General features: G+C 59.6%; 15 protein-coding genes and 1 pseudogene. 5 read left to right on the top strand and 11 right to left on the bottom strand.

Annotation, left to right across the window (positions count from 1 at the left end):
- Positions 1-194, top strand: a pseudogene (locus KGA97_RS25290) (PLP-dependent cysteine synthase family protein); the annotation flags it as partial.
- 134 nt (positions 195-328) lie between these two features.
- Here KGA97_RS25290 and KGA97_RS25285 read toward each other — a convergent pair.
- The 3 genes from KGA97_RS25285 to KGA97_RS25275 all read right to left on the bottom strand — a co-directional run bounded on the left by KGA97_RS25285 (position 329) and on the right by KGA97_RS25275 (position 3,450).
- A complete protein-coding gene (locus KGA97_RS25285; RefSeq protein WP_223481715.1) occupies positions 329-1,942 on the bottom strand; it encodes an NAD(P)/FAD-dependent oxidoreductase in 1,614 nt (537 codons plus the stop codon).
- Between the two features lie 95 nt (positions 1,943-2,037).
- Positions 2,038-2,691 (bottom strand): COG3650 family protein, encoded by a 654-nt coding sequence (locus tag KGA97_RS25280; RefSeq protein ID WP_192228638.1) that lies wholly within the window; start codon positions 2,689-2,691, stop codon positions 2,038-2,040.
- A 159-nt stretch (positions 2,692-2,850) separates the two neighbouring features.
- Entirely contained in the window at positions 2,851-3,450 is a 600-nt protein-coding gene (locus KGA97_RS25275) for a short chain dehydrogenase (RefSeq protein WP_223481714.1), read from the bottom strand.
- A gap of 105 nt (positions 3,451-3,555) precedes the next feature.
- On the opposite strand from KGA97_RS25275, the gene KGA97_RS25270 reads away from it, so the two are divergent.
- On the top strand, positions 3,556-4,464 hold the full coding sequence (locus KGA97_RS25270) for a LysR family transcriptional regulator (protein WP_008034383.1): 909 nt from the start codon (positions 3,556-3,558) through the stop codon (positions 4,462-4,464).
- Positions 4,465-4,648: 184 nt separating this feature from the next.
- On the opposite strand, the gene KGA97_RS25265 is transcribed toward KGA97_RS25270, so the two are convergent.
- The 5 genes from KGA97_RS25265 to KGA97_RS25245 all read right to left on the bottom strand — a co-directional run bounded on the left by KGA97_RS25265 (position 4,649) and on the right by KGA97_RS25245 (position 9,651).
- Positions 4,649-5,350 (bottom strand): ABC transporter ATP-binding protein, encoded by a 702-nt coding sequence (locus KGA97_RS25265; RefSeq protein WP_008034381.1) that lies wholly within the window; start codon positions 5,348-5,350, stop codon positions 4,649-4,651.
- Positions 5,351-6,118 carry a high-affinity branched-chain amino acid ABC transporter ATP-binding protein LivG gene (gene livG / locus KGA97_RS25260; RefSeq protein ID WP_008034380.1) on the bottom strand — a complete coding sequence of 256 codons (768 nt, stop codon included), beginning with the start codon at positions 6,116-6,118 and terminating at the stop codon, positions 5,351-5,353. It lies immediately after the preceding gene.
- Positions 6,115-7,371 carry a high-affinity branched-chain amino acid ABC transporter permease LivM gene (locus KGA97_RS25255; RefSeq protein WP_008034379.1) on the bottom strand — a complete coding sequence of 419 codons (1,257 nt, stop codon included), beginning with the start codon at positions 7,369-7,371 and terminating at the stop codon, positions 6,115-6,117. Before KGA97_RS25255 ends, livG begins: the two co-directional genes overlap by 4 nt.
- Complete coding sequence (gene livH / locus KGA97_RS25250; RefSeq protein ID WP_008034378.1) at positions 7,368-8,291, bottom strand: high-affinity branched-chain amino acid ABC transporter permease LivH; 924 nt, start codon at positions 8,289-8,291, stop codon at positions 7,368-7,370. The genes KGA97_RS25255 and livH overlap by 4 nt, the downstream gene beginning before the upstream one ends.
- Positions 8,292-8,523: 232 nt before the next feature.
- Entirely contained in the window at positions 8,524-9,651 is a 1,128-nt protein-coding gene (locus KGA97_RS25245) for a branched-chain amino acid ABC transporter substrate-binding protein (RefSeq protein WP_223437626.1), read from the bottom strand.
- Between the two features lie 340 nt (positions 9,652-9,991).
- Between KGA97_RS25245 and KGA97_RS25240 the strand changes: the two genes are divergently transcribed.
- Positions 9,992-10,297 (top strand): DUF2288 domain-containing protein, encoded by a 306-nt coding sequence (locus KGA97_RS25240; RefSeq protein ID WP_008043547.1) that lies wholly within the window; start codon positions 9,992-9,994, stop codon positions 10,295-10,297.
- Positions 10,298-11,378: 1,081 nt separating this feature from the next.
- On the opposite strand, the gene KGA97_RS25235 is transcribed toward KGA97_RS25240, so the two are convergent.
- Positions 11,379-13,580, bottom strand: a complete 2,202-nt coding sequence (locus tag KGA97_RS25235) for a hypothetical protein (protein ID WP_008034213.1) — start codon at positions 13,578-13,580, stop codon at positions 11,379-11,381.
- Positions 13,581-13,778: 198 nt separating this feature from the next.
- On the opposite strand from KGA97_RS25235, the gene KGA97_RS25230 reads away from it, so the two are divergent.
- Positions 13,779-14,675, top strand: coding sequence for an NAD(P)-dependent oxidoreductase (locus KGA97_RS25230; RefSeq protein WP_192228641.1), 897 nt, complete (start codon positions 13,779-13,781; stop codon positions 14,673-14,675).
- On the opposite strand, the gene KGA97_RS25225 is transcribed toward KGA97_RS25230, so the two are convergent.
- Together KGA97_RS25225 and KGA97_RS25220 are read right to left on the bottom strand one after the other, a co-directional pair.
- Positions 14,566-16,848 carry a putative bifunctional diguanylate cyclase/phosphodiesterase gene (locus KGA97_RS25225; RefSeq protein WP_223481713.1) on the bottom strand — a complete coding sequence of 761 codons (2,283 nt, stop codon included), beginning with the start codon at positions 16,846-16,848 and terminating at the stop codon, positions 14,566-14,568. The two genes, KGA97_RS25230 and KGA97_RS25225, sit on opposite strands and share 110 nt — an antisense overlap.
- Before the next feature lie 143 nt (positions 16,849-16,991).
- Positions 16,992-17,351: a YkgJ family cysteine cluster protein gene (locus KGA97_RS25220; protein ID WP_032829148.1), complete on the bottom strand. Its 360-nt coding sequence runs from the start codon at positions 17,349-17,351 to the stop codon at positions 16,992-16,994.
- 337 nt (positions 17,352-17,688) lie between these two features.
- Between KGA97_RS25220 and KGA97_RS25215 the strand changes: the two genes are divergently transcribed.
- Positions 17,689-18,782, top strand: a 1,094-nt coding sequence (locus KGA97_RS25215; RefSeq protein ID WP_223481712.1) for a spinster family MFS transporter, incomplete at its 3' end; no start/stop codon positions are given.

Raw genomic sequence — 18,782 nt, 5'->3', positions numbered from 1 at the left:
TGGTGGCGGCGGGGGAAACGGGGTCGATCGTGGCGATTCTGTGCGATGGCGGCGAGCGCTATGAGACCAGTTATTACGATCAGGCCTGGCTCAAGGCGCAGGGGTATGAGTTGAGTGGGTTGATGGCGGCGGTGGCAGCGAGTGTCGAGCGCGGCGAGCCGCTTCCAGCGACCGTGCTGCGCGCCAACATCTGACACACCGAAATCCAATGTGGGAGCGAGCCTGCTCGCGATAGCGGTAGACCAGTCAACATCTCAGTTGAATGTTCAGCCGTCATCGCGAGCAGGCTCGCTCCCACAGGGTTCTGCATTGTTTCAGAAATTGCCGGTCAGGCTTCCAGGCCGAGGATGTCGCGAGCCACGGCTTCAGCGATGCGAATGCCATCGACACCCGCCGACAGAATCCCGCCCGCATAACCCGCACCTTCACCCGCCGGGAACAAACCCTTGACGTTCAGGCTCTGCATCAACTCGTTACGGGTGATCCGCAACGGTGACGACGTACGCGTCTCGATCCCGGTCAACACCGCGTCATGCAGCGAGTAGCCGCGAATCTGCTTCTCGAACGCCGGCAAGGCTTCGCGAATGGCTTCGATGGCGAATGCCGGCAAGGCCAGCGCCAAATCACCCAGCGCAACACCGGGCTTGTAGGACGGTTCAACGCTGCCCAGCTCGGTGGATGGTTTGCCCGCGATGAAATCGCCCACCAGCTGTGCCGGCGCTTCGTAGTTGCTGCCACCCAGCACAAAGGCGTGGGATTCCAGGCGCTCCTGCAACTCGATACCGGCCAGCGGGCCGCCCGGATAATCGACTTCCGGGGTGATCCCGACGACGATCCCGGAGTTGGCGTTGCGCTCGTTACGCGAATACTGGCTCATGCCGTTGGTCACGACGCGATTCGGCTCGGAGGTGGCCGCGACCACCGTACCGCCCGGGCACATGCAGAAGCTGTAGACCGAGCGACCGTTCTTGGCGTGGTGCACCAGTTTGTAGTCGGCGGCACCCAGTTTCGGGTGGCCGGCGTACTTGCCCAGGCGCGCGCGGTCGATCAGCGACTGTGGGTGTTCGATACGGAAACCCACCGAAAACGGCTTGGCTTCCATGAACACGCCACGACCGTGGAGCATGCGGAAGGTGTCGCGGGCGCTGTGGCCGAGGGCCAGAATCACGTGCTTCGAATGGATCTGTTCGCCGCCGTTGAGCTCGACGCCAACCAATTGACCGTCCTCGATCAACACGTCGGTGACGCGCTGCTGGAAGCGTACTTCGCCGCCCAGTGCACGGATCTGCTCGCGCATGTTTTCCACAACGCCCGTCAGACGGAACGTACCGATGTGCGGTTTGCTGACGTAGAGGATTTCTTCCGGCGCGCCGGCTTTGACGAACTCATGCAGGACTTTGCGCCCGATGAACTTCGGGTCCTTGATCTGGCTGTAGAGCTTGCCGTCGGAGAAAGTCCCCGCGCCGCCTTCACCAAATTGCACGTTGGACTCGGGGTTGAGCACGCTTTTACGCCACAGGCCCCAGGTGTCCTTGGTGCGCTGGCGCACTTCGGTGCCGCGCTCGAGGATGATCGGCTTGAAGCCCATTTGCGCGAGCAGCAGCCCGGCGAAAATCCCGCACGGCCCGAAACCTACGACAACCGGGCGTTGCTGCAGATCGGCCGGCGCCTGGCCGACCACTTTGTAGCTGACATCCGGCGCCACGTTGACGTTGCGGTCATCGGCGAACTTGTGCAGCAACGCCGCCTCATCCTTCGCGGTGAGGTCGATGGTGTAGATGAAGCACAGTTCGGAGGATTTTTTGCGCGCATCGTAGCTGCGCTTGAACAAGGTGAAATCGAGCAGGTCATCACTGGCGATGCCCAGGCGCTGCACGATGGCAGGGCGCAGGTCTTCTTCGGGATGGTCGATCGGCAGCTTGAGTTCAGTGATTCGTAACATGACGGGATCCGGTTCGCGGGGCGCACAACTGCGCCAAGGCGTTTGAAGGCGGCGATTATAAGCCCCAAAAGCCGAGTCCCGTGAGGCTTAAACGATCAGTCGTCGCGCGATCCGCCGAAATACCCGCAACCACGCTGAACCTGGCCATCAATGCGCAGTTCGGCGCTCATGTGTTGAACACTGCCGGTGCTGCTGTCGACGCAACGTTGCGGCGCGACCCACAGTTCGATGTGCTGGTTATTGGCTTCGGTGCTGAGGTTGAAGCGGCCATCGCCCAGTTGCTCTTCAACATAAGGGACGGCCAGGGGCGGTTGGCCCGCACGGTCGACGACCATGCCTTTGCCACTGACCTTGACGTTCCACTCGGGCCCGTGGCCGGCGGCGCGCAGGATCAACGGTTTGAAATTCGGATCGCCGCAGGCGGTGCCCGAGCGCTCGACGCGGTACAGCTGCTCCAGATCGAGGCGGCTGTCGACGATCCGCCCGCGAACGTCAGCGAACAGCTTGCCCTGGGCATTGGCGAGGCTTGCGGCCTCTTGCAGGACGCTGGTGCCGCCGGTGTCGTTGACCACGAAACTGCGCTGCTCATTGCACGGCTGGAACAACAGCTTGCCGTCGGCCGCCGTCAACTGACCCTGCATTCGGGTCTGGCCCACGTGGGAGGCACTTTCACGCGGGCCATCGAACAACTGACAGGCCGCGAACAGTGGAAGCACGGCAACAAGGACTAAGGAACGGGCAACACGCATCTTTGGCTCTCCAGACAAGAGCCGCCACGTTACGCAGCCTGACCGTTCATCACAACCCCGCCGAGGTGTGTTGGTCCACCTGTAGGAGCACAGCTTGCTGGCGAAGGCGATCTTACGGACGCCTTCGCCGGCAAGCCGTGCTCCTACGGATTGTGTTGTTCAGCCGACGTGAAAGGTCTGACCGGTTTGCAGGCCTTCTACGCTTTTGGCGTAGGCCAGTGCCACATCGACAGCCGGAACCGGTTTGAAGCCGCGGAAGTACGGCGCGTATTTGCCCATGGCTTCAACCAGGACATTCGGGCTCACCGAGTTCACCCGCAGGCCGCGCGGCAGTTCGATCGCGGCGGCACGCACGAAGCTGTCGATGGCACCGTTGACCAGTGCGGCCGAAGCACCGCTGCGGATCGGGTCGTGGCTGAGCACGCCGGTGGTGAAGGTGAACGATGCGCCGTCATTGGCGAATTCGCGACCGATCAGCAGCAGATTGACCTGGCCCATCAGCTTGTCGTTCAGGCCGAGGGTGAAACTGTCGGCGGTCATTTCGTTCAGTGGTGCGAAGGTCACGTTGCCCGCCGCGCAAACCAGTGCGTCGAACTTGCCGGTCTGTTCGAACAGTTTGCGAATCGAGGAGCTGTCGCTGATATCCACTTGGAAGTCGCCGCTGTTGCGACCGATGCGGATGACCTCGTGACGCTCGGACAACTCCTTGTCGATCGCCGAACCAATGGTGCCGCCTGCGCCAATCAAAAGAATTTTCATGTTGTTTATCCTCATGTGTGTTGAAAGTGGCTTCAGTCTAGAGTGGTTTTTTCTGTGGATAAGCGCGCTAATAGGCAACCTTTGGTTTTCTAATGGAAACAATCCATGAGCGAGATGGATGATCTGGCGGCGTTTGCGGTGTTGATTGAAGCGGGCAGTTTCACCTTGGCGGCGCAACAACTGGGTTGCAGCAAAGGCCAGTTGTCCAAGCGCATCAGCCTGTTGGAGACGCGGTTTTCCGTGGTGCTGCTGCAACGCACCACCCGCCGCTTGAGCCTGACGGCGGCGGGGGCGGCGCTGTTGCCGCAAGCCCAGGCGCTGGTGGTGCAAGTGGAACGGGCGCGTCAGGCATTGGCGCGGTTGAAGGACGATATGGCAGGGCCGGTGCGTATGACGGTTCCGGTATCGTTGGGAGAAACCTTCTTCGATGGCTTGCTGCTGGAGTTTTCCCACAAGTACCCGCAGGTGCAGATCGAGCTCGACCTCAGCAACAATTACCGTGACTTGTCCCGCGACGGTTTTGATCTGGCGGTTCGCTCCGACGTCGGCAATGACGAGCGTCTGGTGGCGCGACCGCTGTTGGCCTGGCACGAACTGACCTGCGCCAGCCCGGCTTACCTTGAGCAACACGGCGAACCGCTGACCCCACAGTCCCTGGCTGAGCACCAGTGTTTGCTCAACAGCCACTACAGCGGCCGCGAAGAATGGCTGTATCACCAACAGCACGAATTATTGCGGGTGCGTGTGTCGGGGCCGTTCGCCAGCAATCATTACAGCCTGCTCAAAAAAGCCGCGCTGGCGGGCGCCGGCATTGCGCGTCTGCCGTCCTACCTGTTGCAGGCGGAATTGGCTGACGGCCGTTTGCGCTGGCTCCTGCGCGATTATCAGACGCGTCGCATGCCGATGTATTTGGTGCACCCGTATCAGGGTGGGTTACCCAAGCGCACGCAGGTGCTGGCGGATTACTTGATTGGCTGGTTCAAGCGCAGTGGGGAGGCGTTGGATCGGCTCTAATGATCATGCAAAACCCTGTAGGAGCCGGCTTGCCGGCGATCGCGGTTTAACATTCTACAGAGAGGTTGACTGATACTCCGCTATCGCCGGCAAGCCGGCTCCTACAGGGGATTTTCGGTGTTGTCTGAATTCTGCCCGGCACAAAAAAACGGCCCGAAGGCCGTTTTTTGTTTACCGCAAACGCTTAACCACCGAGGTACGCTTCGCGCACTTTCGGGTCGGTCAGCAGTGCTTCACCGGTGCCTTGCATCACCACGCGGCCGTTCTCCAGAACGTACGCGCGGTCAGCGATTTTCAGCGCCTGGTTGGCGTTTTGCTCGACCAGGAACACCGTCACGCCATCCTTGCGCAGCTGTTCGATGATGTCGAAGATCTGCTGGATGATGATCGGCGCCAGACCCAGCGAAGGCTCGTCGAGCAGCAGCAGCTTTGGCTTGCTCATCAGCGCACGGCCGATGGCGAGCATTTGCTGTTCGCCGCCGGACATGGTGCCGCCGCGCTGATTGAAACGCTCTTTCAGGCGTGGGAAAAGTCCGAGGACCTTGTCCATCTGTTCCTGGTAATCGCCTTTTTCAGTGAAGAAGCCACCCATGGAGAGGTTTTCTTCCACGGTCAGGCGAGCAAACACCCGACGACCTTCCGGTACGACGGCGATGCTCTTGCGCATGATCTGCGACGAACTCTGGCCGACGAGCTCTTCGCCCATGTAGCGGATGCTGCCGCTGTGGGCTTGCGGCGAACCGCAGAGGGTCATCAGCAGGGTCGACTTGCCGGCGCCGTTGGCACCGATCAGGGTCACGATCTCGCCCTGACGGACTTCGACGTTGACGCTGTGCAGCGCCTGGATCTTGCCGTAGAAGGTGGAAACGTTTTCGAATTGCAGCATTTACGCTTCCCCCAGGTAGGCTTTGATCACTTCAGGATTGTCGCGGATCTGTTCCGGCGTACCGTCGGCCAGAGGCGTGCCCTGGTTGATCACGACGATGTGGTCGGAAATGCTCATGACCAGTTTCATGTCGTGTTCGATCAGCAGCACGGTGACGTTGTGCTCTTCACGCAGCATGCTGATCAGCGCCTTGAGATCCTCGGTTTCCTTCGGGTTCAGGCCGGCAGCCGGTTCGTCGAGCATGAGGATCCGCGGGCGGGTCATCATGCAGCGGGCGATTTCCAGGCGACGTTGCTGACCGTAGGCCAGGGTGCCGGCCGGACGGTTGGCGAATGCCTTGAGGTTGACCTTGTCCAGCCAGTACTCGGCGAACTCCATGGCTTCGCGTTCGCTTTTGCGGAAGCCCGGGGTCTTGAACAGGCCCGCCAGGAAGTTGGTGTTCAGGTGACGGTGCTGGGCGATCAAGAGGTTCTCGACCGCCGTCATGTCCTTGAACAGCCGCACGTTCTGGAAGGTACGCACCACGCCTTTGAGGGCGATCTTGTGGCCGGGCAGGCCTTCGATCGGCTCGCCGTCCAGCATGATGCTGCCGCCGCTCGGCTTGTAGAAACCGGTCAGGCAGTTGAACACGGTGGTCTTGCCGGCGCCGTTGGGGCCGATCAGTGCCACGACCTGTTTCTCTTTCACGCTCAGGGCTACGCCATTGACGGCCAGCAAGCCGCCGAAGCGCATGCTCAGGTTTTCGACTTTAAGGATCTCGCGGCTCATTTGCGCAGCTCCATGTGAGGACGTTGCATGGGCAGCAGACCTTGAGGACGCCAGATCATCATCAGCACCATCAAGGCGCCGAACATCAACATGCGGTATTCACTGAACTCACGCATCATTTCCGGCAACAGGATCATCACCGTGGCGGCGAGTACGACACCCAGTTGCGAGCCCATGCCACCCAGCACCACGATGGCGAGGATGGTCGCCGACTCGATGAAGGTGAAGGACTCCGGTGTGACCAGGCCCTGACGCGCAGCGAAGAAGCTGCCCGCGAAACCGGCGAAGCACGCGCCGAGGGTGAAAGCCGAGAGCTTGATGATCGTCGGGTTCAGGCCCAGTGCACGGCAGGCGATTTCGTCTTCACGCAACGCTTCCCAGGCGCGGCCCAGGGGCATGCGCAGCAAGCGGTTGATGACGAACAGCGCAAACAGCGCGAGGAACAGCGCGACCAGGTAAAGAAAGATCACCTTGTTGATCGAGTTGTATTCCAGGCCGAAGTACTCGTGGAACGTCTGCAGGCCTTCGGCCGCTTTGCGTTCGAAAGTCAGGCCGAAGAACGTCGGTTTCTCGATGTTGCTGATGCCGTTCGGGCCACCGGTGATGTCGGTCAGGTTACGCAGGAACAGACGGATGATTTCGCCGAAGCCCAGGGTCACGATCGCCAGGTAGTCACCGCGCAGACGCAGGACCGGGAAACCGAGCAGGAAGCCGAAAGTGGCCGCCATCAGGCCGGCGATCGGCAGGCAGATCCAGAAGCTCAAGCCGTAGTAGTGCGACAGCAGCGCGTAGCTGTAGGCGCCGACGGCATAGAAACCGACGTAACCGAGGTCGAGCAGGCCGGCCAGGCCGACCACGATGTTCAGGCCCAGGCCGAGCATCACGTAGATCAGCACCAGCGTGGCGATATCCACCGCACCGCGAGAACCGAAGAACGGCCAGACCAGCGCGCCGACGATCAGCGCGATGATGATCCAGCGTTGGGTGGTCGGCAGGGTCAGGAAATTACTGGCCTTGGCCGGCATCACCGGCAGGTTGGGCGAGGATTTCCAGGCCGAGCTGATCTGCTGGTCGAACAGCACCCGCAGGAACATCAGTACCGAGCACACGGCGATGGTGATCAGCGTGGCAGTGCTGGTGCCATGGACTTCGAGGTTGATGCCGACAATGGTCAGCTTCAGACCGAGTACCGGGTAGGCAACGGCCCACACCAGCAAGGCGCTGAACAACGCCTGTTTAAGATTCCTAGTCATACTTTTTCAACCTCCGGACGGCCCAACAGGCCGGTAGGCCGGAACAACAACACCAGAACCAATAGGCCGAACGCAACGACGTCCTTGTACTGGTCGCCGAAGATATCGGCACCGAAGGCTTCCGCCACCCCAAGCACGATCCCGCCGAGCATGGCGCCGGGGATGCTGCCGATACCGCCCAGTACCGCTGCGGTGAAGGCCTTGAGGCCGACCAGGAAACCGGCGTTCGGGTTGATCACGCCATATTGCATGCTCAGCAGCACGGCCGCGATGGCCGCCAGTGCGGCACCGATGACGAAGGTCAGGGCGATGATGTTGTTGGTGTTGATACCCAGCAGGTTGGCCATCTTGATGTCTTCGGCACAGGCGCGGCAGGCGCGACCCAGGCGAGAGCGGGAGATGAACAGTGTCAGGCCGAGCATGGCGATCAGGGTCACCACGAACACCACGATTTGCATGTAGGAAATCAGCACTTCATGTGCGCCACCTGGCCCGATGGCGAAGTTGCCGGGGATCAGGTTGGGGATGGATTTGTCCTTGGAGTCTTGCGCCAGCAGAACCGTGTTCTGCAGGAAAATCGACATGCCGATGGCGGAAATCAGCGGGATCAGACGGTTGCTGCCGCGCAAGGGGCGGTAGGCGATCCGTTCGATGCTGTAACCGTAGGCACTGGTCACGACGATGGTCGCGAGGAAAGCGGCGGTCATCAACAGCGGAACACTGTCGAGTCCCATCATGGACAGGCCCGCAATGGCGATGAACGCCACGTAGGAACCGATCATGTACACCTCGCCGTGGGCGAAGTTGATCATTCCAATGATGCCGTAAACCATCGTATAGCCGATGGCGATCAGGGCATACGTGCTGCCAATGGTCAGACCATTAACCAGCTGTTGGAAGAAGTGATAGATGTCAGGCATTACAGCGCTCCTAAAAACCTGATACGCATTTCACTGGTGGAGTCATTTTCCCGCTCGAGCCCCGTGGATCTGCATCCACTTCGAACGCGAGGTTTGCCAGCGAACCGCTGATGACGGTTTTGAGATTTTCAGGTGGGGAGACTGGCGGATCACGCCAGCGCGGCCCAATACGTTCGTAAAACAAAGCCCACGGCACGCCGTGGGCTTTATTGGCAGTCAGTCAGGCAACGCCTTACTGAGGCTTGGCTTCAGTTTTTGGTTTGCCGAAGTGCCACTCGTAAACCACAAATTTGAAGTCTTTCAGGTCGCCCTTCTCGTCGAAGCTCAGGTCGCCGGTAGGGGTCTTGAAGGTGCCTTTGTGGATGGCTTCAGCCACTTTGGCGGAGTCTTCGGACTTGGCAGCCTTGATACCGTCGGCAATTACGGTCACCGCCGAGTAGGCCGGGAACACGAACGGACCGCTCGGGTCTTCTTTCTTCGCTTTGAACGCGTCAGCCAGGGCGATGTTGGCAGGATCCTGGTCGAAGGATTTCGGCAGGGTCACCAGCAGGCCTTCGGAAGCTTCCTTGGCGATCTGCGAAATGGAGTCGTTACCCACGCCTTCCGGACCCATGAACTTGGCTTTCAGGCCTTTTTCCTGGGATTGACGCAGGATCAGACCCAGCTCCGGGTGGTAGCCGCCGTAGTAGACGAAGTCGACGTTGGCTTGCTTGAGCTTGGAGACCATCGAAGAGAAGTCTTTGTCGCCGGCGTTGATGCCTTCGAACACGGCAACCTTGACGCCTTTGCCTTCCAGGGTTTTCTTCACGGCGCTGGCGATGCCTTCACCGTATTGCTGTTTGTCGTGCAGGACAGCAACGATCTTCGGTTTTACGAAGTCGGCAATGTAGTTACCGGCGGCAGGGCCCTGGGCGCTGTCCAGACCGATGGTACGGAAGATCATTTTGTAACCGCGATTGGTGATGTCCGGGCTGGTGGCAGCCGGGGTGATCATGATCACGCCTTCGTCTTCGTAGATGTCCGAAGCCGGTTGAGTGGAGCTGGAGCACAGGTGACCGACTACGAACTTGACGCCGTCGTTGACGACTTTGTTCGCGACAGCCACAGCTTGTTTTGGATCACAGGCGTCATCGTATTCAACGGCTTCGAGTTTCTTGCCGTCTACGCCACCCTTGGCGTTGATCTGTTCGATGGCCATTTTGGCGCCACTGAACTGCATGTCGCCGTATTGGGCTACAGGGCCGGTTTTAGGGCCGGCGATGCCGATCTTGATGGTGTCAGCTGCGAACGAATGGCTGGCAACCCCGGCCAGAACCATAGCGGCAAACAGTTTGGAAATCTGCTTAGTAGCCTTAGTCATAGTGCTCCACTCTTACTGTTGTAGTTTTTATAGTCCTGGCGCCGTAGCAGCAGAACCGGGTCAGATATCTTCGAATATCCTCCGGAAAATGCCCCCGGCAACTGTACCGGTACAGTGTAGAGCGCCGATTGTTAGCCTGGGAAGGCAGCGCCGGGGGGCAAAACCTGAGGGTGTCGCTTTTTTGAAAGAAAAAGACAGAATTGCGGCGGGGGTTGTAGCTGAATTCTCAGCAATCCTTGGCTTTCCTGCAGTTTTCAATCGGTAACTCAATTGCATCCGGGTTTTTCTGCCTGACCACCGACGTTATCATCCACGTCGATTTCTTTTCCGGACAGGACCCATGACTCAAGAACCTAGCACCCTCTATGCCAAGCTGCTTGGTGAAACCGCATCTATTACCTGGAAGGAGCTGGAGCCCTTCTTCGCCAAGGGTGCCCTATTGTGGGTCGATCCCGGTCTGGATTTGATCGCGGTGGCCGAGGCTGTGGCGACGGACGAAGGGACGAAAGTGGCTGCCTGGCTGGCCGCCGACACGGTCGCCAAGCTGTCTGAAACGCGGGCGCTGGATCTTTTCGAACGTGATCCGGAGTTGTGGGCAGTGGTGGTTTCGCCGTGGATTCTGATCCAGGAAAGGGCGACGAAGTGAAGTTGTGCACCGAATGTGTGCGTCGCTTCGCCGGGGAAAAGTGTGTAGCCGAGTAGCGTGATGGCATGTTGCCGTAGAGAAAGGCCACAGGCGGAGTTGGCATAACGGTGACGTAAACGTAACGGGCACAGTTTATTGAGCAGCCGATGGGCTGCTTAATTGTTTCTGGATGTTGGATTTGGGGGGCTATTCAGGCTGGGAGGCGTGGGTTGTGTACATATCCATTGCTGCGGTAACGGCTGCTAATGGTTTCGCCCTTACGGCGAGTCACTTGCAAAAAAGCGGCAAGTAACCAAGCGCTCTTGCCCCTTTCGTCCGGTGCCTCGCCCAGGCTCGGCATACCTTCGCTCCGGTCCTGCTCCGTGGGCCCGCCGCCATCGGCCATCCATGGCCGGGGGCGGCTAACCCGGCATCCATGCCGGGTTTCCCACTGCGCAGAACCTCCACTCGGCCTCCCCATGGGGCAAGCAGATCAAAATCAAAAGCCAGATCAACACCGCGCGAGGCGGCCTTAAAGCCGACCTGGCTCTTTGGTGGTCCGCGTTGTCCTTCTTTGTTTCGTACACTCATTCCGGACTTGTACACCAATCCCCTGTAGGAGCCGGCTTGCTGGCGATGGACGTTAACGATGACGCGGGCTGCCTGAATGTGCGCGGTGGCTGGGCGTTTTTCGCGAGCAGGCTCGCTCCTACATGGGATCGGCGTCAGCACGGTCAAACAAGCGCAGCGCGCCCGCTTGACGCCCCGGTCGGCCCAAAGGCCGCCTCGTTTTTGATTTTGATCGCAAGCGCCCCGTTAACCACGCTGGCCGAACGCAGGCATTGCGCAGCGGGGAAACCGGCAAGGATGCCGGTTTAGCCGCGCTGGGCCAGGGATGGCCCATCGCGGCGACCCGCGGAGCAATGCCGGAGTGAGGGCACACCGAGCCAGAGCGAGGTGCCGAGTGGTGGGGCAAGAGCGCTTGGTTACTTGGCGCTTTTCCAAGTAACTCGCCGTAAGGGCGAAACCAATATCCGCCATCACCCAAAAAACGGATATGCCCCCCAAGCTTGAATCTAAAAGCCTGAGGAGCGGCATCAGATCAGACGGTAAACGTCTTTCCCGTATGGTTGTTGAGCGAAATAACCTTGGTCTTGCCAATCCGGTGACGGTAGATCTCGCGCAGGTACTTGATCGCCTTTTTCACGCAATCGCGCGACAGGCGAATGTCATTGATCGAGACAAATTTTTCCTTGTCGTTGATCAGCTCGCGGTACTTCTTCTCGTACATCGGTTTGATCGCATACCAGTTGGTATCGAGGATCTTCGCCGGGTTCTCGAACTCGTTCAGCAAGTCGTCGATCAGCTCTTCGTTGAAGTCTTCGTTGATGATGAAGTCGAGGATCGAGTTGTCCAGCGTGTCGTCGAAGCGGTACGGGTTCTTCGCGAAGCAGCGCTTGATGAAGGCCACGATCAGCGTCAGGAAGTCGTCCGACAGGCACGGGCTCTTGGCGATCAAGGTGGTCAGCGACAAGTTGGCCGACGCGCCGATCACCAGCGCATAACGCTTGAGCGTGGTGTTCGGGAACAGGCTGTTGAGATGAGTCTTCAACCGGTTCAGGTCCATGTACGACAGCTTGTAGTCTTTCGGCAGCGAAACAATCGACACCACCGACGAGCAGTTCTTGAAGAAGTGCAGGTCGTGCAACGCGGCCGCGTCGTAACCGGAATTCTTGTACTGCTCCAGCGAGGCGCGATAGCGCTTGGACTCGATCGGCAGCAGGCTGATGCCTTCAATCGCCTGGGTCACTTTGTTGAAGTGCGGCAGGTCGATGGAGCGGAAGAACAGGTCATCGATGTTCAGGCGCTGCGGCTCTTTCTCGAACACCTTGAACTTGTCACTGCTTGGCGGCGGGGTTTCCGGCACTACGGATTCTGCGTAGGCAATCGCCACCGGGCCGGCCAGGCTCATGAACAGGTCGTTGGCGTCGAGGCGAATGGTTTCGCCGATGTCGATGCCGGCGCGACGGAAATAGTTCTGGTCGTAGTCAGTCGTGACCGCCTGCGCCGTCAGAATGTTGAAGATCTGCTGCGAGATGTATTGGTTGGCGTGCTTTTCCATCGCGTTGACGTCGATGTTCTGGATGTTGCCGTCATCGCTTTCTTCGGCATAACGCATGATGTCGTTGGAAATCAGCATCATCGCGTTCCATGGGCGGATACGGCCCATGACGCTGGCTTCGCTGCTGTCTTCGTTGGCGAAGTTGTAGGAGAAGTCCCATTCTTCCGAGAGGTATTTGCACAGCAGGCGACCGGCGTTGATGTGCAGCGCCTCGGACATTTCACTGCGGTGATCGGAAATGTTCGGCAGTACGCAGATGCCGCTGGTAAAGATCGGTTCGAAGACGAAGGAATGACCGCTTTTGCCGTCGTGCTCGTCCATCGGCTTGGTGTCGAACGTCTTGTTCATGTACGAGTGCTGCTGGGCCAGGCCGAATTCCGATGCCATGCCCGAACCGGTACCGCCGCCGGCACTGAAGATCGAGAAGTACAGGCGCGACTGGTTGGCCTTGATGCCGCAGCTGTCGATCAGGTACGAGTGAATCATTTTCCAGTCCGGGCTGGAGAAACGCTGGGTGTCCTTGTTCAGGATGATCTTGGCCAGGTACTGACCGAGGATCGGCGCGTTACCGGCGCCACCGGCGTGGACTTCCGACAAGTCCATGATCTTCATTTTGCTGTAGTCGCGCAGGAAGCCGCTTTTTTCGCCTTTGCGCGAGAAACGGATGCGACCGGCGATGTCTTTGTCCAGGTCGCCGAGCATTACCAGCGGTTCGACCAGGAACACCGGCTTGGTCGCCTTGTTCGGGCCCAGGCGCAGGTTGTTGCGGATCCACTGGGCCGGGCTGTAACCCTTTTCGGCGTAGCGCTTGTCCGGCGACAGGCGATCTTCGTTGTTGAATTCGTTGAGGTAGAACTTGCGGGCGTTGTACACCAGCTCCGCGACGTCCAGCGCGATGTTCGAGCCGCAGCGACCGAGGCCGATCAGGCACACCGACGGGAATTCCTGGTCGTTGTGCTGTTCGTTATCGCCTTCCAGGTGCGGCGGGCGCGGGAACACCATGTCGCGCAGACCGTCGAGGTTATCGAGGATGCGGTCGGTATTGGTCTCGGTGAAGTACAGGTATTGCTGAGTCGCCAACGGGCGCGAGGGGCTCAATGGCTTCGACGGCGTGGGGCTGTTCGCCGCGGGGCTCAGCGTCAGATCGGAAATCGCAGTGGCCGGATTGTTTTTAGAAGTCATTGTGCGCCATGTACCTGGGCTGGTTGGCTGGACGACAACGTGTCGTCAAGCCATCACGGATGGGTTCTCGCGTCTTTTTTCAGCGCGTATTGGGCCCAAGCGTCAGGGACTGGGCCTGAACATCACTCGGGGGAATCCTTTCCTTAGTCATGATGAATCGGCCAATATTTGGCGATCTTTAATGAAAAAGGAGGCCAAATGATGTCAACCCTACCTTCGTTGGGTTTTGCCGGTATCGGCCTTATGGGCCTGCCGATGTGCCGGCGCCTGCTGGCTGCGGGGTTTTCGCTGACTGTATGGAACCGTAATCCGGCCAAATGTGCTCCGCTGGTCGAGGCGGGTGCGCGACAAGTTGCCACGCCTGCCGAGCTGTGTCGGCACGCCGATGTGCTGATGTTGTGCCTGGCCGACACGGCCGTGGTGCGCGAGGTGGTGTTTGGTCCGGGCGGAGTGGCTGAAGGTGGGAAAAGCGGCCAGTTGCTGGTGGATTTTTCCAGCCTGGAACCCACCGCGACGCGGGAAATGTCGGCGCAGTTGGCCAGCCAGACCGGCATGCGCTGGCTGGATGCTCCGGTGTCCGGGGGCGTTATCGGCGCCGAGGCCGGGAGCCTGGCGATCATGGTGGGCGGCGAAGCGGCGGACCTTGAGCGTGTCAGGCCTGTTCTGCTCAGCCTCGGCCAACGTGTCACTCATATGGGCGCGGTCGGGGCGGGGCAGGTGACCAAGGCCTGCAATCAGATGATCGTTGCCTGTAACGCGCTGGTCATCGCCGAAGTCGTGGCGCTGGCCGAACGTTCCGGTGTGCAGGCCAGCCTGATTGCCGAAGCGCTCGCCGGCGGTTTTGCCGATTCAAAGCCGTTGCAGATCCTCGCCCCGCAAATGGCCGAAAGCCGTTTTGAACCGGTGAAATGGCACGTGCGCACGCTGCTCAAGGACCTCGATACCGCGGTGAAATTTTCCCGTGAGCAAGGTTCGGCCACGCCCATCAGCGGATTGGCCGCACAATTGATGCGGTTGCATGGTAGCCAGGGATTCCTGGAAAAAGATCCGTCGACCCTGGTGCAGCTGTACCGCGAACCGGACTCAGCGGACTGATCATGTGCCCGTGTTTGCGCTGGTTGATTTCACTCAGCACCGGACGCAGTTCCGCCAGCGGCACCGGGCGGCTGAGCAGGTAGCCCTGGACGAAATCGCAGCCGTTGCGCTGGAGAAACTCGTATTGCTCAAGGGTTTCGACGCCTTCGGTGATCACCTGCAAATGCAGGGTGTGAGCCATGACGATAATCGCCTGAACGATTTCCATGTCCTGAGTCGACTTGGGAATGTCCTGGATGAACGAGCGATCGATCTTCAGCGAGTTGAGCGGCAGGCGCTTGAGGTAGGCGAGGGAGGAATAACCGGTGCCGAATTCGTCGATCGACAGCGACACGCCGAGGGCGCGAATCTGGCGCAACAACACCAGCGAATTGGCGATGTTGACCATCAGCGCGTTCTCGGTCACTTCCAGTTCCAGTCGCTGCGGCGCCACTCCGGCAACCCGCAACGCGTGTTCGATTTCATCGGCGAGGTCTTCGCGCGCCAGGTTCAGCGGCGAGCAGTTGACGGCGATGTGCAGTTCTTCGTAGCCCTGACGTGACAACTCGCTCAGGTCCTCGCAGGCTTTGCGCAGAACCCAATTGTCCAGCTCGGCAATCAACCCGTTGGCCTCGGCGATGGCAATGAAGCGGTCTGGTGTCAGCAGCCCGTGAACCGGATGTTGCCAGCGGACCAGCGCTTCCAGCTTGCTGACCTGTGCGGTTTGCAAGTCGAAAATCGGTTGGTAATGCAGGATCAGCCCGGTGTTTTCATGCAGGGCGTGGCGCAGTTCCTCTTCGAGTTGCAGCTCCAGCGTGGCTCGGGTTTTCAGGTTCGGGCTGAAGAAATTCAGGCCGTTGCGGCCGCCGCCCTTGGACTGGTACAGCGCCAGGTCGGCGTGTTTCAGCAATTCCTCGCAGGTGGTGCCATCCTCCGGAAACAGGCTGATGCCGATGCTGGTGGTCATGACCATGCGCCGCCCGGACAGCTCGATCGGTTCCTTCATCTTCAGCATGATGCGCTGGGCCATGGCCCGTGCTTCCTCGCGTTCACGCAGGCTGATGAGGAGGCAGAATTCGTCACCACCGAAACGCGCCACCACATCTTCGTGACTGCGTACCGAACCCTTGATGTGCTGGGCCAGGACTTTGAGCAATTCGTCGCCGGCGTCATGGCCGAGGCTGTCGTTGATCCGCTTGAAGTGGTCGATGTCCAGAAACATCACCGCGAGCATGCCGCCTTCATCGGTTTTCTGGAGCAGCTTCTCGGCGAAAATCTGGTTGAAGCCGCGGCGGTTGATCAGGTTGGTCAGGGCGTCATAGTTCGCCACTTCTTGCAGCGACATGCGCGCCTGATCCAGCTGGCCGAGCAGCGTGTTGACCCGTTGCAGGTCGCGTTCCTTGTGTTGCAGTTTCTTGTCCGCCAGTGCTGCGCCGATGCTGCTGCCGATGATCAGCAGCGTGATGACCGCCACCGTCAGCCCCAGTTGCAGGTGATTGTTGTCACCGGGCAACGTCAGCGGGCTGCCGGTCGGCAGCACCAGGCTGAAGGCGGCCATGCCGGTGAAATGCATGCTGATAATGCCCGCCCCGAGCACCAGGCTGGCGCTGAATTTGACCAATTGATGGAGCAGGCCAGAGCCTTCGCGCAATCGACTCGACAGCAACAGTGCCGCGAGGCTGGCGCCAATGGCGATGACGATGGAAAGGATGAACAGCACCGGTTCGTAATACGTCATCGCATTCGAACGCATCGCCGCCATGCCCACGTAATGCATGATCGCGATGCCCAGGCCAATGCAAATGGCCGCCTGGATGTACTGCCGGATGCTCAGGTGAGGATGACTGAGGGTGTGCATCGCCAGCCACGAGGCGAACAGGGCAATCAGCAGGGAGGCAAGGGTGACGGGCAGTTCGTATTGAATCTCGACCGGCGCCTGGAACGCCAGCATGCCGATGAAGTGCATGGCCCAGATGCCGCCGGCCAGGCACCCGGCGCCGATCCAGCGCCACAGCCGTTGTGACGCCGGGTTTTCCGAATGCCCGACCCGTTCGGCCATGTCCAGCGTGGCGAAGCCGCCCACACAGGCGACCAGATAGGCCAGCAGCACCAGAAAAGGATCATGTGTGCAATTGAGGACAACTTGCCCGTTCGCGGTCAGCTCGGTAAAAAAATGCAAACCAAGCCACTCCATAGCATGCCCCGTCTTGTCCCGGCCCGCGCCATGCACGCTGGCGAATGCTTTGGAGTATAGAGGTCATACAAAGAGCGTCAGCAGTGATGGCACATTGGCACTAATGATTTTGGCATAAGCGTTATAGCGTTTACGGCTAAGGCTCAGGCGATCTGCTCATAAGGTAAATCGGGTTGCAGCGCTGGTAACCCGAAGGCGGCTCGTGCCGCATCGCAATCCACATTCGCCTCGCCGTTGGCCCAGGAAGCATCGAACTCGCGGCAAGTGCTGGAGCGTTGGTCGTAAATCGAGCATTGCACCGCGGTGCCGACTTCACCGACCAATCCGACACAACGAGTCGGTTTGCAGTCGGTTCCGAGCATGGCCACCCGGCTGGGGCTGATCGGCGCCACCAGTTCATCAGGCACTACACCTCCGGCCGAGGTGCATTCACCCCAGAAAAAAGACACGCGAAAGTGAGAACAGCAGGCACCGCAATTCAGACACGGACTGGCTTCGGACATGGGCGATAATCAAAGGAGGGATGGGGGCATGGTGTGGCAGACAAGGCCGCTATTCTAGGCTTCGCCTCGGGCTTTGGAAGGGGGGCACAGAGGTATTTTTCAACGGTTGGTCGGATCATGGAAAACACCACCAACCCACTGTGGGACGGGCGATGCGACCGGTATATCAGTCACATGAATGTTGAATGTGGCATCGCCATCGCTTGCAAGCCGGTTCCACTGGCGCCATGGGTTGATATCAGCCTTACGAATAATTACAGACAGTTGCACCGGGCCTGACTAGATTGCAGGTTCCGGGGACAGTGATGCCCCAAAAACAATAAAAAGAGACGGACCCATGCAGAACTCGACCCAAGCGGCGAATGCCTGGCGCATTCTGTTCCTGCTGTTCCTGGCCAATCTGTTCAACTTCTTCGATCGCACCATTCCGGCCATCATCATCGAGCCGATCCGTATGGAATGGCATCTCAGCGACTTTCAGCTGGGCATCATCGGTACCGCCTTCACCATTGTCTATGCGATTGCCGGGCTGCCGCTGGGGCGGATGGCCGATACCGGTTCGCGCGCCAAGTTGATGGGGTGGGGGCTGGCGGCCTGGAGCGGGCTGACAGCGGTCAACGGGCTGGTGGGCAGTTTCTGGAGTTTCCTGATCGTGCGCATGGGCATCGGTATCGGTGAGGCCAGTTATGCACCTGCCGCCAATTCGCTGATCGGCGACCTGTTCCCGGCCCACCGCCGTGCGCGTGCGATGGGCATTTTCATGCTGGGTCTGCCGTTGGGCCTGCTGCTGGCGTTCTTCACCATCGGCTGGATGGTCAAGGCGTTCGACAGCTGGCGTGCGCCGTTCTTCATCGCGGCGGTGCCGGGGCTGATCCTGGCGGTCTTCATGTTTTTCATCAAGGAACCGAAACGCGGCGCAGCGGAAAGTGTGCAGGTCTCGCAGGAGCGTGTGGACCGACCGATCCGCCGGGTACTGGCGGTGCCGACCTTTCTGTGGCTGGTGATGGCGGGGCTGTGTTTCAACTTCGCGACCTATGCCTGCAACTCCTTCCTGGTGCCGATGTTGCAACGCTACTTCCAGATGCCATTGCACGAAGCAGCGGTGGCGACCGGTGTGATCGTTGGTGTGACGGGGCTGTTCGGCCTGACGTTGGGCGGCTGGGTCGCGGACAAGATTCACCAGCGGGTGGCCAATGGTCGGCTGCTGTTTGCGGCGTTCAGCCTGATCGTTTCGACGGTGTGCACCGCGTGGGCGTTGCATGCCGGGCGGATCGAGATCGGGGTGTTCGTGGCGGTGTTCAGTTTGGGCTGGTTGTTTGCCTATAACTTCTACACCTGCGTTTACACGGCCATCCAGGACGTGGTCGAACCTCGCCTGCGGGCCACGGCGATGGCGTTGTTCTTTGCCGGGCTGTATTTGCTGGGTGGTGG

It is taken from the genome of Pseudomonas sp. BF-B-15 (genome assembly GCF_019946675.1).
GTDB lineage: Bacteria > Pseudomonadota > Gammaproteobacteria > Pseudomonadales > Pseudomonadaceae > Aquipseudomonas > Aquipseudomonas migulae.
This window is presented reverse-complemented; position numbering and strand designations above follow the sequence as displayed.

Coding starts and splice junctions, on each gene's coding strand:
- KGA97_RS25285 (WP_223481715.1), bottom strand. CDS start 1,942: ATGTTACGAATCACTGAACTCAAGCTGCCGATCGACCATCCCGAAGAA.
- KGA97_RS25280 (WP_192228638.1), bottom strand. CDS start 2,691: ATGCGTGTTGCCCGTTCCTTAGTCCTTGTTGCCGTGCTTCCACTGTTC.
- KGA97_RS25275 (WP_223481714.1), bottom strand. CDS start 3,450: ATGAAAATTCTTTTGATTGGCGCAGGCGGCACCATTGGTTCGGCGATC.
- KGA97_RS25270 (WP_008034383.1), top strand. CDS start 3,556: ATGAGCGAGATGGATGATCTGGCGGCGTTTGCGGTGTTGATTGAAGCG.
- KGA97_RS25265 (WP_008034381.1), bottom strand. CDS start 5,350: ATGCTGCAATTCGAAAACGTTTCCACCTTCTACGGCAAGATCCAGGCG.
- livG (WP_008034380.1), bottom strand. CDS start 6,118: ATGAGCCGCGAGATCCTTAAAGTCGAAAACCTGAGCATGCGCTTCGGC.
- KGA97_RS25255 (WP_008034379.1), bottom strand. CDS start 7,371: ATGACTAGGAATCTTAAACAGGCGTTGTTCAGCGCCTTGCTGGTGTGG.
- livH (WP_008034378.1), bottom strand. CDS start 8,291: ATGCCTGACATCTATCACTTCTTCCAACAGCTGGTTAATGGTCTGACC.
- KGA97_RS25245 (WP_223437626.1), bottom strand. CDS start 9,651: ATGACTAAGGCTACTAAGCAGATTTCCAAACTGTTTGCCGCTATGGTT.
- KGA97_RS25240 (WP_008043547.1), top strand. CDS start 9,992: ATGACTCAAGAACCTAGCACCCTCTATGCCAAGCTGCTTGGTGAAACC.
- KGA97_RS25235 (WP_008034213.1), bottom strand. CDS start 13,580: ATGACTTCTAAAAACAATCCGGCCACTGCGATTTCCGATCTGACGCTG.
- KGA97_RS25230 (WP_192228641.1), top strand. CDS start 13,779: ATGATGTCAACCCTACCTTCGTTGGGTTTTGCCGGTATCGGCCTTATG.
- KGA97_RS25225 (WP_223481713.1), bottom strand. CDS start 16,848: ATGGAGTGGCTTGGTTTGCATTTTTTTACCGAGCTGACCGCGAACGGG.
- KGA97_RS25220 (WP_032829148.1), bottom strand. CDS start 17,351: ATGTCCGAAGCCAGTCCGTGTCTGAATTGCGGTGCCTGCTGTTCTCAC.